The organism is Rhodococcus sp. BL-253-APC-6A1W, assembly GCF_012843405.1.
Lineage (GTDB): Bacteria > Actinomycetota > Actinomycetes > Mycobacteriales > Mycobacteriaceae > Rhodococcus.
Genome location: NZ_JABAFB010000004.1, coordinates 279,001 through 292,333 on the forward strand (window position 1 = coordinate 279,001; position 13,333 = coordinate 292,333).

Consider the following 13,333-nt stretch of genomic DNA (forward strand, 5'->3'; position numbering starts at 1 on the left):
CTCGGAAAGACGTGACGGGAAGGTCGTGGACGGCAAAGTGAACGCAGCAGCAGTTCGGGTGGGTGTGCTCGGGGCCAAGGGCAAAGTCGGCCAGGCCATCTGCGCGGCAGTCGAGGCGGCCCCCGACCTCGAACTCGTCGCAGCGGTGGACCGAGGCGACAGCCTCGACGACTTCGTGACCTCCGGCACGCAGGTCGTCGTGGATTTCACGCACCCCGACGTGGTCATGGGCAACCTGCAGTTCCTGATCGACCACGGCATCCACGCCGTCGTGGGCACCACCGGCTTCGACGACGACCGCCTCGCGCAGGTCCGCAGCCGCCTCGCCGATCAGCCCGCCGTCGGTGTGCTCATCGCTCCCAACTTCGCGATCGGCGCGGTGCTGTCGATGCGCTTCGCGCAGGCCGCCGCCCGATTCTTCGACTCCGTCGAGGTCATCGAACTGCATCATCCCAACAAGGCCGATGCGCCGTCCGGCACCGCCTACCGCACCGCGGAACTCATCGCCGAGGCACGTGCCGCCGCAGGCGTGGGACGCAGCCCCGATGCCACGACCACCGAACTCGACGGTGCGCGCGGCGCCGACGTCGACGGGGTGCGGGTGCACTCGGTGCGTCTCGCCGGGCTGGTCGCGCACCAGGAGGTGTTGCTGGGAACCCAGGGTGAGACGCTGACGATCCGCCACGATTCCATCGACCGTTCCTCGTTCGCACCGGGCGTACTCCTCGCAGTCCGCGAGATCGCTTCCCGTCCCGGCCTGACGCTGGGCATCGACCCCCTCCTCGACCTGTGAAAAAAGATCTCGTCAAGGTCCTCGTACCGATCGCGTTCATCGTCGCCGCGCTCGCCTTCTACTTCGTGTTGCTCGGCAGCCGCGGAGTCGAACTCGTCCGGTCCGGCGGCGTCGCCGCGGTCGGGCTGGGTATCGGCGTGTTGCTGCTCCCGCTCGTCGGAGTCTGGATCGTGTACGCCAGTCTGCGTGCGGGCTGGCAGCACCAGCAGCTTGCGCAGCGCATCCACGAGGAAGGTCTCGAACTCGATGTCACCGACCTTCCGCGACGGCCGTCCGGAAAGATCGACCGCGACGCGGCGGACGCCCTGTTCGAGACCGTCAAACGGGAATGGGAAGCCGATCCCGACAATTGGCGGAACTCCTACCGGCTGGCGCGCGCCTACGACTATGCGGGTGACCGGGGGCGTGCCCGCGAGACGATGCGCCGGGCGGTTGCCCTCGAAAAAGCAGAACGCGACAGCACGACGTAGCGGGCGCGGTATCGCGGCTCGGGCAACGCCCCGTCGTAGTCTTCGCCTGTGACCGAACAACCCGAACGAACCGACGCCACGGACCGGACGCTGCTCGTCGTCCACCACACGCCGTCTCCGGCGACGCGCGAGCTGCTCGAAGCGGTGCTGGCGGGGGCGAACGACCCCGACATCGACGGGGTGACTGTGCGTGCGGTGCCCGCCCTCGGCGCGACCGTCCCGGACGTGCTTGCCGCCGACGGCTACCTGTTCGGTACTCCCGCGAACTTCGGATACATGTCGGGCGCGCTCAAACACTTCTTCGACACCGTGTACTACCCGTGTCTGGACGCCGTTGCGGGCCGCCCGTACGGCATGTGGGTCCACGGCAACGACGACACCGCGGGAGCGGTGTCGTCGGTGCGCAAACTGGTGACGGGGATGGGGTTGACGCAGGTGGCTGCCGACCTGGAGATCACCGGCCCGATCGACGCGCAGGTCCGCGAACGCTGTTACGAGCTCGGTGGGACGGTTGCGGTGACTCTCGCCGACAGGGTGTGAGGGGCTGCCCGCGTCAGCGGTAGTTCTCCTCGACGAACTTCGTCAGGCCTTTGCCGGCTGTCTCGATCGCCGTCTTCTCGGCGCGTCGGACGAGGAATCCGGGGACCGGAATCTTCGGATCGATGGTCAGGCTGAAACCGACCTCGGTCGCTCCGCCTGCCGGTGTGAGTGTGTAGGCACCGTCCTGCTGGTTCTGCTGCGTGCTCTCGACGAGCGTCCAGGACATCGACCGGTCGCCGTCCCAGGTGTAGTCGACGACCTGCTCGTCGGTGAGTCCGATGACCGAGACGGTCATGCGCACCCGGTGCGGGCGGCCGTCCGGGTAGGTGGACTCGACAACGACCTTCTTGTGCGTCGACGACCACTCGGGCAACCGGTCCACCGCTGCGATAGCCGCCATCACCTGCTCCGGTGTCGCCTTGATCTCGAAGCTTCTGGTGCTGCTCACGGCCATCGGTTCGGTGTCCTCTCGTTCCCGCGTTCGGTGCGTCGGGAATCTACCGCACGGGAGGGGTTTTCAGGCCGTATCGCCGTCTTCGTCCTCTCGGGGAGCCGGCGCCGGGGGAGCGGTGGGTGTGGTGCCTTGCCGGCGCCACTCTTCGGCGCGCTTCTGATACCGCTTCTGATCCTTCAGTGCGCCCTGCACGGCCTGCGCCACCCAGGAGTTGAGCGAGACACCGCTCTGCGCGGCCGCTTCCTCGGCGCGGGATTTGATCTGTTCGACGAGACGCAGGGTGACCCGGCTGATGTCTCCGGTCATCTCCTCGAAGGTCTGCGACGGCGAGTCGGTGTGCGGCGTGGCATCGCTGCGCACATCCACGACGGCTTCCGTGCCGTCGAGCCGAACCGTGACGGTGTGGTCGTCCAACTGCTTGCTGATTTCCCCGGCCATATCCGACAGCGCACTGAGAACGGCCAGCCGGGCCGGCGCGGCGAGAGCGGCGGAGAGGGCCGCTGCGGTACGGCGGGTCTGTTCGTCGCCGAGTTCGGCGGCGTTGACGACGGCGTCGGTGATCGCCGCGGTATAGGTGTCGATGTTCATGCCGTCAGTGTGACGCCATGCGTGACATCAGTCAACAGGCCTATGACGCCACGAGTGCCGTCGTGGTGGCGTCATTGAGGTGGCGGTGAGCGCGCGGAGGCTCCGGGTCGCTAGGGTGCGATCACGCACCGGGAGGAGACGCGCATGATTCCCGAACCCGCAAACCTGAAGGTCAGGCTCGTCGCAAAGACCGAATTCCTGCCGCCGGACGACATCCCTTGGGAAACCGATGCCGACGGAGGGGAAGCGCTCGCCGAGTTCGCCGGACGTGCGTGTTATCAGAGCTGGTCGAAGCCGAACCCGCGGACCGCGACCAACACCGGATATCTGCGGCACCTGCTGACCGTGGGCCACCTCTCGGTACTCGAGCACGCCTCGGTCACCTTCTACATCACCGGGATCTCCCGTTCGTGCACCCACGAACTGATCCGGCATCGGCACTTCTCGTTCTCCCAGCTGTCCCAGCGTTTCGTCGCGGACGGCGATGCTCCGGTCGTCGTTCCTCCCGCGATCGCGGGCGATCCTCATCTCGAGGAACTGTTCTTCGCCGCCACCCGGCGCAGCCGCGACGCGTACGTGGAACTGCTCGACGCACTCGACGAGAAGATGGCGCATCTGCCTCCCGGGCCCCTGCGGGCGAAGCAGGTGCGGGAAGCGGCGCGAGCGGTGCTCCCCAACGCCACCGAGACCCGCATCGTGGTCACCGGCAACTACCGGTCGTGGCGGCACTTCATCGCGATGCGCGCGACCGAGCACGCCGATGTGGAAATCCGGCGGCTCGCCGTCGAATGCCTGCGGCAACTCACCGATGCGGCGCCGAACGCGTTCTCCGACTTCACGATCACGGCGTTGCCCGACGGCAGCGAAATCGCCGCTCCCACCTTTGCCGCAGACCGCTGACCCACCCGGCGGAGGCGGGCGTGTGTCGGACCTGTATCCCCACGCGGTAGCCTTCTGACCATGACCAACGGTGAATCCGCAACTGCTGTCGAGCTCCCGTTCGGCACCGTCGCCACTGCGATGGTGACCCCGTTCACTGCCGACGGCAAGCTCGACGTGGACGCGGGTGTGCGTCTTGCGAACTACCTCGTCGAGGGTGGCTGCGACGCGCTGGTACTCGCCGGTACCACCGGCGAGTCGCCTACCACCACCGAGAACGAGAAGCTCGAACTGATGCGGGCTGTTCTCGCTTCTGTCGGCGATCGCGCGAAGATCATCGCCGGTGCCGGAAGCAACGACACCGCGCACAGCGCCGAACTCGCCCGCGATGCCGCGCGCGCCGGCGCGCACGGCCTGCTGGTCGTGACCCCGTATTACTCCCGGCCGCCGCAGGCCGGTCTCTACGCGCACTTCGTGGCGGTGGCCGATGCCACCGACCTTCCCGTCATGCTCTACGACATTCCGCCACGCTCTGTGGTGCCCATCGAAACGGACACGCTGCGGTTGCTCGCCGAGCATCCGCGGATCGTGGCCGTGAAGGATGCGAAGGGTGACCTCAATGCGGGAGCCGAACTGATCGGCACGACCGATCTGAAGTTCTACTCCGGTGACGACCCGCTGAACCTGCCGTGGTTGTCGGTGGGTGCTGTGGGATTCGTGAGTGTCATCGGTCATCTCGTGCCCGGCCGGTTGCGCGAACTGCACACCGCCTTCGAAGCAGGCGATCTAGAACTGGCCCGCACGATCAATCTGTCCATGGTGCCGATCTACCGCGCGGTCGCTCGACTCGGTGGTGTCAGCGCTTCCAAAGCAGGGCTGAGACTGCTGGGTATCGACGTCGGCGAGCCGCGCCTTCCGCAGGTCGCACCGGTATCGGCCCAGATCGACGCCCTCGCGGCCGATCTTCAAGCAGCAGGGGTTCTGTAAATGAGTCGTCCCACCAGTAGTCGTGGCCGCGCCACCCGTAACGCCGGCCCGCCGGCGTCGCGGCCGCAGCGCCGCATCGTCCAGAACTCGGCATCGGCGCAGCGTCCCGACCCGCGTCCGCCCGTCGATCCCACCGCACGTCTCGGGACCCCTCCCAAGGCGCCCAAGAACGGTCTGCGGATCGTCGCTCTCGGCGGCATCGGCGAGATCGGCCGCAACATGACCGTCTTCGAGCACCAGGGCCGTCTGCTGATCGTGGACTGTGGCGTGCTCTTCCCGGAAGACCAGCAGCCGGGCGTCGACCTGATCCTTCCGGACTTCCGGCACATCGAGAACCGGATGGACGACGTCGAGGCGATCGTTCTCACCCACGGTCACGAAGACCACATCGGTGCCGTCCCGTTCCTGCTGCGACTGCGCCCCGACATCCCGGTCGTCGGCTCGAAGTTCACTCTCGCGCTTGTTGCTGCGAAGTGCCGCGAGCACCGGCAACGGCCCCGCCTCGTCGAGGTCACCGAGGGCGAACGCACCGATCACGGCCCGTTCGAGTGCGAGTACTTCGCCGTCAACCACTCGATTCCCGATGCGCTCGCGGTCGCGATCCGGACGTCGGCCGGTCTCGTGCTGCACACCGGTGACATCAAGCTCGACCAGTTGCCGCTCGACAACCGGCTGACCGACCTGGCCGGTTTCTCCCGCCTGGGCGACGAAGGTGTCGACCTCTTCCTGGTCGACTCCACGAACGCCGAGGTCCCCGGATTCGTCACCCCCGAACGCGAGATCGGCGGGGTGCTCGACAACGTCATCGGCAAGGCCAACAACCGGGTCATCGTGGCGTCGTTCGCGAGCCACGTGCACCGGATCCAGCAGGTCGTCGACGTCGCACACCGCTACAACCGTCGGGTCGCCTTCGTCGGGCGCTCCATGGTGCGCAACATGCAGATCGCGCAGGACCTGGGGTATCTCCACGTTCCCGACGGCGTCGAGGTCGATCTGAACGCCGCGGCGTCGTTGCCCGACAACCGGGTCGTTCTGGTGTCCACCGGCTCGCAGGGTGAGCCGCTGTCGGCCTTGTCGCGCATGGCGCGCGGCGAACACCGCCAGATCAACATCCGCGCCGACGACCTCGTCGTGCTCGCGTCGTCGCTGATCCCCGGCAACGAGAACTCCGTGTTCGCCGTGGTCAACGGTCTCGCCAAGCGCGGCGCCACGGTCGTGACGCAGCAGAACGCGAAGGTGCACGTGTCCGGCCACGCCTCCGCGGGCGAACTGCTGTACCTGTACAACGCGGTGCGGCCGACGAACGCGATGCCGGTTCACGGCGAATGGCGGCACCTGCGCGCCAACGCCGCACTGGCCGAAGCCACAGGCGTGCCCAAGGAACGAATCGTCCTCGCCGAGGACGGCGTCGTCGTCGATATGGTCGACGGTCTCGCCGAGATCGTGGGCCGCGTTCCGGTGGGCTACGTGTACGTCGACGGATTGTCGGTCGGCGATGTCGGCGAATCGACACTGTCGGACCGTCTCGTCCTCGGCGAAGGTGGATTCATTTCCATCTCGGTCGCGGTGGACGCGACCACCGGCCGCGCCGTGAGCACACCCGAGGTCTCCGGCCGAGGGTTCTCCGACGACCCGACCGCGCTCACCGAAGCCGCCCAGCTCGTCGACAAGACCCTCAGCGAACTTGCGGCCGAAGGCGTCACGGAGACGCACCGCATCGCGCAGGGTATCCGGCGCGTAGTGGGCAGGTGGGTGGCCGACACGTACCGCCGTCGCCCCATGATCGTGCCGACCGTCATCGCTGTGTCCTGACATAGTTCGCCCGCCCGACCAGGCATGTTCGCGCGGCACGGGACTCTTCCCGTGCCGCGCGCCCGTGCCGTCGATAGAGTGGCCGGATGAGTCTTGCCCGCACGGAACGACATGCCCTGGTCCGCACGATGTCCGAGGTCGGTCCCGACGCGCCCACCCTCTGCGGCGACTGGACGACCCGCGATCTCGCCGCGCATCTCCTCGTCCGAGAGCGCCGGGTCGACACGATGCCCGGAATCATGATCCCGGCCTTCGCCGGCCACACGGAGAAGGTCCGTCGCGAGGCGACCGACAAGCAGTGGTCTCACCTGCTGTCCGAGGTCGACTCCGGTCCGCCGAAGTGGTCGCCGCTCTTCCTCCTGGACTCCGTGGCCAACGCAGTGGAAATGTTCGTGCACCACGAGGATGTGCGCCGCGCCCAGCAGGGATGGGAACCGCGACGCCTCTCCACCGAGGTCCAGGACCAGTTGTGGAAGACCGGGCGGATGTTCGCGCGCACCAGCTACGGCGGGTCCGACGTCACCGTCGTCTTCGAGCGCCCCGACGGCGAGCGCGTCACCGTCCGGAAGCGTGGGCCTCGCAGCGTCGTCCTTCGCGGCGAGCCCGCGGAACTACTTCTTCACGCGTTCGGGCGCGACGCGGTGCACGTCGACAAGGAGGGCGAGCCGAGCGCCGTCGCCGAGATCGACGGATCCAAGCGCGGAGTGTGACCGGCCGGTCCCGCATCGTCGCGGCGTCGTGGCCGAGAGCGCCGCACCACCTGTGACCAGTGCCGCCCGGCGTTACCCGTGTTGCACATGGTTCACGAGAGGCCCGGGCGGTTACCCTGGCGGTTATGGCAGGAAAGTCGGGCAGTCGCGCTTCGTCCTCAACGACCTCACGGTCGCGGACGGGGGCACGCGGCTCGTCCGGCGGTGCCAACCGGTCCCGTGCGGCCTCGGCCAAGTCGGGAAAGGCGAAGGCCGGTACCGGTAGGGCAGCAGCAGGCAGAGGCTCGACGGCGAAGACGTCGGGCGGAGCGCGAACGTCCCGCGGGACGGGCTCGGCCGGAACCCGCCGCTCGCCCCGGCCCCGCGCCAACACCCCGCGCGGCGCCGCAGCGCGGCGGTCCCGCACCTCCGGCGGGGTACTCGGCGCGCTCGGCAAGGGCGTCGCCGCCGGATGGTTCATGGCGGCGCGGGCGCTCGGTGCCACCGCGCGCACCATGGGCATGGCCACCGACATCGAGCACGGCCATCGGCGGGACGGTATCGCGCTGGGACTCGTCGCAGTCGGGGTGGTCGTCGCAGGATCGCTGTGGTTCGGTGTCGGAGGTCCGGTCGGGGACTGGGTCGAGACCGGTGTGCGCGCCGTTGTGGGCGGCGCGGGAGCGGTGCTCCCGCTGGTCGCCATCGGCATCGCCCTGACCCTGATGCGTACCGAACCGTTCCCCGAGATCCGCCCGAGGCTCGTGCTCGGTGGGCTTCTCGTCGCTCTCCCGGCATTCGGCCTGTGGCACGTTGCGTCCGGCCTCCCGGGGGATGCGACCGGTCGATCCGAGGGTGCCGGTTTCGTCGGCGCCGCGGTCGGCGGACCTCTCACCGCGGGACTGACCGCGTGGCTGTCCGTTCCGCTGATGCTCCTCGCCGCCGGATTCGGCATTCTTCTGCTCACCGGCACCACCATCCGGGAACTGCCCGAACTGTTCCGTGAGTACTTCGGCCTGGAATACCCCGCGGACGACGAATACGGGGACGAATACGGGGACTACTACGACGACGATCCTGGTCTCTACGACGACGGGTATCGCACGGAAAAGCCCAGGTCGCGTCGTCGCCGCACCCCCGTCGAGAACTACCCACCCGACGAATTCGAGGCCGAGACCGAGATACTGCCCCTGTGGCCGGACGACGAGGCCACCGCCGCGGCGCCGCCGCCCGAACCCGAGCCGGAAACCGCCCCCGCACCGGCGCGCACCCGCGCGAAACGTCCGGTCCCGGCGGCACCGGTTCCGGAGCCCGAACCGGTGCCGGAGCAGTCCGATGCCCATGCTCTCGTCGTTCCCGACCGCGAAGTCGACGGCGATTACGTCCTGCCGTCGCTGAGCCTGCTCACCAAGGGCGATCCGCCGAAGAAGAGGTCGCCGGCGAACGACGAGATGATCGAGTCGATCACCGAAGTCCTCGAACAGTTCAAGATCGATGCGGCGGTCACCGGCTTCACCCGGGGGCCCACCGTCACCCGCTACGAAGTCGAACTCGGACCGGGCGTGAAGGTCGAGAAGATCACCGCGCTGGCCCGGAACATCGCGTACGCGGTCGCGACGGACAACGTCCGGCTGCTCGCGCCGATTCCCGGTAAGTCGGCGGTCGGTATCGAGGTACCGAACTCCGACCGCGAACTGGTCCGGCTGTCGGATGTCCTCGCCGCCCCGTCGACCCGCCGCGACCACCATCCGCTGGTCATCGGTCTCGGCAAGGACATCGAGGGAGATTTCGTCTCCGCGAACCTCGCCAAGATGCCTCACCTGCTGGTGGCGGGTTCCACCGGGTCCGGTAAGTCGAGTTTCGTCAACTCGATGCTGGTCTCGCTCCTCATCCGGGCCACGCCCGACGAGGTCCGGATGATCCTGATCGACCCCAAGATGGTCGAGTTGACGCCCTACGAAGGCATTCCGCACCTCATCACGCCCATCATCACGCAGCCGAAGAAGGCCGCGGCCGCGCTGGCGTGGCTGGTCGAGGAGATGGAACAGCGCTACCAGGACATGCAGGCCAATCGCGTCCGCCACATCGACGATTTCAATTCGAAGGTGAAGTCGGGCGAGATCACCGCCCCGCTCGGCAGTGAACGTGTCTACCGGCCCTACCCGTACATCCTCGCGATCGTCGACGAGCTGGCGGACCTGATGATGACGGCTCCGCGCGACGTCGAAGAAGCGATCGTCCGGATCACGCAGAAGGCCCGCGCCGCCGGCATCCACCTCGTCCTGGCCACCCAGCGTCCGTCGGTGGACGTGGTGACCGGCTTGATCAAGACCAATGTGCCCTCGCGGCTCGCGTTCGCGACGAGCTCTCTCACCGACTCGCGCGTCATCCTCGATCAGCCCGGCGCCGAGAAGCTGATCGGTATGGGCGACGGGCTGTTCCTGCCCATGGGTGCCGGCAAGCCGGTCCGCATGCAGGGTGCGTTCATCACCGACGAGGAGATCTCGGCGGTCGTCGACGCCGCGAAGAACCAGGCCGAACCCGAGTACACCGAGGGCGTCACGGCACCGAAGGCCGGTGAGAAGAAGGACGTCGACGCAGACATCGGCGACGACCTCGACGTGTTCCTCCAGGCCGTCGAACTCGTCGTGACGAGCCAGTTCGGCTCCACGTCGATGCTGCAGCGCAAGCTGCGCGTGGGATTCGCGAAGGCAGGCCGGCTCATGGACCTCATGGAGACGCGCGGGGTGGTGGGTCCGAGCGAGGGCAGCAAGGCGCGCGAGGTGCTCGTCAAACCGGACGAACTCGACGGGCTCCTGTACTCGATCCGCGGCGCCGGCGATCCGGACGACGCAGGATCCGGGTCCGGGGACGCCTGAGACACATATGGCACAATCGTGTCAGCTGTGGAGGGGAGTATCCCCTACTTCGCGGCGGTCTCGTCAACACGTACGGCGCCGATGCCGTTCCGGGGCCGTCGGTCCGGCATTCGTGCAGGGCGGGAGAGACCTCCGGCAGGTATACACCTACCGGAAGGCCGAGGTATGCACGTAACCCTGACGACCTGGTTGATCACCATCGCGGTGATCGTCGGACTTTTCGTCTTCGACTTCTATGCCCACGTACGCAAGCCCCACGCGCCGACGTTGCGCGAATCGGGTTTCTGGTCCGCGGTGTTCATCACGATCGCCATCATCTTCGGTGTGGTCGTCTTCATGGTGTGGGGGCCGACGTACGGCGGGGAGTACTTCGCCGGCTACGTCACCGAAAAGGCACTGTCCGTCGACAACCTCTTCGTGTTCGTGATCCTGATGGCGACGTTCGCGGTGCCGCGGGAGTATCAGCAGAAGGTGCTCACGATCGGCATCGTTCTCGCCCTCGTGATGCGCGGCCTGTTCATCGCTGTCGGCGCCGCCGCCATCAATGCGTACAGCTGGGTGTTCTACCTTTTCGGGATCTTCCTGATCTACACCGCCGTCAAGCTCATCCGCGACCACGGTGAGGACCAGGGAAGTATCTCCGAGAACAAGATGGTGGTTCTCGCGCGTAAGTTCCTGCCGGTCCACGACGAATACGACGGCGACAAGCTCGTCACCCGCATCGACGGCAAGAAGATGGTCACGCCGATGCTGCTGGCCCTCATCGCGATCGGGTTCACCGACATCCTGTTCGCGCTCGACTCGATTCCCGCGATCTACGGTCTCACCGAAGAGCCCTACCTCGTGTTCACCGCGAACGCGTTCGCGCTCATGGGTCTGCGGCAGCTGTTCTTCCTCATCGGCGGCCTGCTCGAGCGCCTGGTGTACCTGTCGTACGGACTCTCGGTGATCCTGGCGTTCATCGGCGTCAAGCTCGTGCTGCACGCGCTGCACGAGAACACGCTCGGCTGGATCAACGGCGGCGAACACGTGGCGGTGCCCGAGATCTCCACCGGCTTGTCGCTGGCTGTGATCGTCGGTGTTCTCATCATCACCACGGTTGCGAGTTTGCTGCGGACGCGGCACGTGGAAGCATCCGCCAAGCGATGACGGCGCCGATCGCCTAACCGCTGAAAGCGCCCATCACGGGAGTCCAGGCGGTGATGCGTACCGCATCGACGAGGCCGCGCTGCGCGAACGGATCCTGAGCCATCAGGTCCCGCGCCGCGGCCTCGTCGGCTACGTCGAGCAGGATCAGTGCCCCGGACCCGTCGGTCCACGGGCCGGTTGCCCGGACCCGTCCGTCCTCGACGAGACCGCTGAGCCATGCCCGGTGCTTCGGGCGGTGCTCGTCGCGGGCCGCGGCGGTGGCGTCGGAGTACGTGTATTCGACGGCGAACATGGCCATGAAGTTTCCTTCGATCCGGTGGGAGACGGGCGTCGCGGCTCAGAGTGTGAGCAACATCCGGGTGTTCCCGAGCGTGTTCGGTTTCACGTAGCTCAGGTCCAGGAATTCGGCGACACCGGTATCGTACGACCGGCACATTTCGGCGTAGACCTCGGCTGTCACCGGGGTGCCTTCGATTTCGGTGAATCCGTGGCGGGCGAAGAAGTCCACTTCGAAGGTGAGCACGAACAGCCGCTCGAGCTCGAGTTCCCGGGCCACCTCGATCAGCCGCGCGACCAGGAGATGACCGGCGCCGCGCCCTTTGACCTGCGGGTCGACGGCCACGGTGCGGACCTCACCGAGGTCGGACCACAGCACGTGCAGCGCTCCGCACCCGACGACACGCGCACCGACCTCGACCACCCAGAACTCCTGGACGGCCTCGTACAGGGTCACCAGGTTCTTCTCGAGAAGGATCCTTCCCGAGTAGATGTCGATGAGCCGCTTGATTTCCGGCACGTCGGACGTTCGGGCCCGACGCACGACCATTCGGTCGGTTGTGCTGGATTCCGGCGCCGCTGTTGTCATGCGGTGAACAGTAGCGCGTGCCCCAGGCGATATTGTGGGGCCCATGAGCACGCCCCGCCAGCACGTCGCCGCATCGGGCGGGAGCGGCGCCGCCCCGGGACCGAACGCCGGTTCCCCGCACGATCCGGTGCCTTTGTGGAACATCGCGAACATCCTGACGGTGCTGCGAATCGCGCTGGTCCCGGTGTTCCTGGTGTTGCTTTTCGTCGGCGACGGGCACGACACCGGGTGGCGCCTGGCGGCCACGGCCGTCTTCGCGGTCGCCGCGATCACCGACCGGATCGACGGCCAGTTGGCGCGCCGGTACGGCCTGGTCACCGACTTCGGCAAGCTCGCCGACCCCATCGCCGACAAGGCGCTCATCGGTGCCGCGCTGGTCGGGCTCTCGCTCCTCGGCGACCTCACCTGGTGGGTCACCGCGATCATCGCCGCTCGTGAACTGGGCATCACAGCTCTGCGATTCGCGGTGCTGCGGCACGGCGTGATCCCGGCCAGCCGGGGCGGCAAGGCCAAGACGTTCGTCCAGACCCTTGCCATCGGGATCTACCTGCTCCCGCTGCCCGACGCGATCGCGCCGGTGGCGGTGACGATGATGGTGCTCGCGGTGGTGCTGACCGTCGTGACGGGCCTCGACTACGTCGTGCAGGCGGCCAGACTGCGTACGGCGGTGCGGGCCGGCGAACCTGCGCACGACGGCGGCGGGGACCGGACGTCGTCGTGACCGCTGCCGACCCGCTTGCCTCCGCGACGCGGGCAGCCGAACTCGTGGCCGAGTTGTCGGCGCGCGGACAGACCGTCGCGACCGCGGAGTCGCTCACCGCAGGACTGGTCGCGGCGACGATCGCCGGCGTTCCCGGCGCCAGCGCGGTCCTGCGCGGGGGGCTGATCGTATACGCCACCGACCTGAAAGCCGTTCTGGCCGGCGTCGACACCGAGATCCTCGCGCACGACGGTCCCGTCTCCGAGTCCACGGCTGCGGCACTCGCGGACGGTGCGCGTACCCGATGCGACGCCACCTGGGGGCTGGGACTGACCGGCGTGGCCGGACCCGACAGCCAGGACGGACATCCCCCCGGCACGGTGTACATCGGAATCAGTGGGCCGGGAGGTACGCGTGTGGGCCGGCCCGAGGTGGCCGGAGACCGGTGGGGCATCCGGCTCGGATCGGTCGATGCCGCCGTGTCGGGACTACTCGCCCGCCTGCATACGACTTCGGCGTTGTAATGTCTGT

Annotated in this window: 15 protein-coding genes; 11 read left to right on the forward strand and 4 right to left on the reverse strand. The window is 67.6% G+C overall.

What is annotated here, in order from left to right; all coding sequences use genetic code 11:
• The first annotated feature begins 37 nt into the window (after positions 1-37).
• Genes dapB through HF877_RS07925 form a run of 3 tightly spaced genes read left to right on the forward strand, consistent with a single transcriptional unit; the run spans position 38 to position 1,803 of the window.
• On the forward strand, positions 38-793 hold the full coding sequence (gene dapB, locus HF877_RS07915; protein ID WP_169620610.1) for a 4-hydroxy-tetrahydrodipicolinate reductase: 756 nt from the start codon (positions 38-40) through the stop codon (positions 791-793).
• Entirely contained in the window at positions 790-1,263 is a 474-nt protein-coding gene (locus HF877_RS07920) for a hypothetical protein (protein ID WP_169620611.1), read from the forward strand. Before dapB ends, HF877_RS07920 begins: the two co-directional genes overlap by 4 nt.
• A 48-nt stretch (positions 1,264-1,311) precedes the next feature.
• Positions 1,312-1,803 carry an NAD(P)H-dependent oxidoreductase gene (locus HF877_RS07925; protein WP_169620612.1) on the forward strand — a complete coding sequence of 164 codons (492 nt, stop codon included), beginning with the start codon at positions 1,312-1,314 and terminating at the stop codon, positions 1,801-1,803.
• A 13-nt stretch (positions 1,804-1,816) separates the two neighbouring features.
• Here HF877_RS07925 and HF877_RS07930 read toward each other — a convergent pair whose 3' ends face one another.
• Together HF877_RS07930 and HF877_RS07935 are read right to left on the reverse strand one after the other, a co-directional pair.
• Entirely contained in the window at positions 1,817-2,257 is a 441-nt protein-coding gene (locus tag HF877_RS07930; RefSeq protein ID WP_169620613.1) for an SRPBCC family protein, read from the reverse strand.
• 63 nt (positions 2,258-2,320) lie between these two features.
• A complete protein-coding gene (locus tag HF877_RS07935) occupies positions 2,321-2,845 on the reverse strand; it encodes a toxin-antitoxin system HicB family antitoxin (protein WP_169620614.1) in 525 nt (174 codons plus the stop codon).
• Between the two features lie 144 nt (positions 2,846-2,989).
• Between HF877_RS07935 and thyX the strand changes: the two genes are divergently transcribed.
• The 6 genes from thyX (at position 2,990) to HF877_RS07965 (ending at position 11,237) form a co-directional block, all read left to right on the forward strand.
• Positions 2,990-3,745, forward strand: a complete 756-nt coding sequence (gene thyX, locus HF877_RS07940) for an FAD-dependent thymidylate synthase (RefSeq protein WP_169620615.1) — start codon at positions 2,990-2,992, stop codon at positions 3,743-3,745.
• A gap of 60 nt (positions 3,746-3,805) precedes the next feature.
• Positions 3,806-4,711, forward strand: a complete 906-nt coding sequence (dapA, locus tag HF877_RS07945) for a 4-hydroxy-tetrahydrodipicolinate synthase (protein WP_169620616.1) — start codon at positions 3,806-3,808, stop codon at positions 4,709-4,711.
• The gene (locus HF877_RS07950) at positions 4,712-6,523 is read left to right on the forward strand and encodes a ribonuclease J (RefSeq protein ID WP_169620617.1); all 1,812 of its coding nucleotides are present in this window, start codon (positions 4,712-4,714) and stop codon (positions 6,521-6,523) included.
• An 86-nt stretch (positions 6,524-6,609) separates the two neighbouring features.
• Complete coding sequence (locus tag HF877_RS07955; RefSeq protein ID WP_169620618.1) at positions 6,610-7,233, forward strand: TIGR03085 family metal-binding protein; 624 nt, start codon at positions 6,610-6,612, stop codon at positions 7,231-7,233.
• Positions 7,234-7,358: 125 nt separating this feature from the next.
• Positions 7,359-10,088, forward strand: a complete 2,730-nt coding sequence (locus tag HF877_RS07960) for a DNA translocase FtsK (RefSeq protein WP_206036775.1) — start codon at positions 7,359-7,361, stop codon at positions 10,086-10,088.
• A gap of 165 nt (positions 10,089-10,253) precedes the next feature.
• On the forward strand, positions 10,254-11,237 hold the full coding sequence (locus HF877_RS07965) for a TerC family protein (RefSeq protein WP_169620619.1): 984 nt from the start codon (positions 10,254-10,256) through the stop codon (positions 11,235-11,237).
• A gap of 13 nt (positions 11,238-11,250) precedes the next feature.
• Here the strand turns inward: HF877_RS07965 and HF877_RS07970 are convergent, their stop codons facing one another.
• Together HF877_RS07970 and HF877_RS07975 are read right to left on the reverse strand one after the other, a co-directional pair.
• Complete coding sequence (locus HF877_RS07970; protein WP_169620620.1) at positions 11,251-11,535, reverse strand: YciI family protein; 285 nt, start codon at positions 11,533-11,535, stop codon at positions 11,251-11,253.
• 39 nt (positions 11,536-11,574) lie between these two features.
• A complete protein-coding gene (locus HF877_RS07975) occupies positions 11,575-12,063 on the reverse strand; it encodes an amino-acid N-acetyltransferase (RefSeq protein WP_169620726.1) in 489 nt (162 codons plus the stop codon).
• 82 nt (positions 12,064-12,145) lie between these two features.
• Here HF877_RS07975 and pgsA point away from each other — a divergent pair, with 82 nt between their 5' ends.
• Positions 12,146-12,823 (forward strand): CDP-diacylglycerol--glycerol-3-phosphate 3-phosphatidyltransferase, encoded by a 678-nt coding sequence (gene pgsA, locus HF877_RS07980; RefSeq protein ID WP_169620621.1) that lies wholly within the window; start codon positions 12,146-12,148, stop codon positions 12,821-12,823.
• On the forward strand, positions 12,820-13,326 hold the full coding sequence (locus HF877_RS07985; protein WP_169620622.1) for a CinA family protein: 507 nt from the start codon (positions 12,820-12,822) through the stop codon (positions 13,324-13,326). The genes pgsA and HF877_RS07985 overlap by 4 nt, the downstream gene beginning before the upstream one ends.
• The last annotated feature ends 7 nt before the right edge of the window (positions 13,327-13,333 follow it).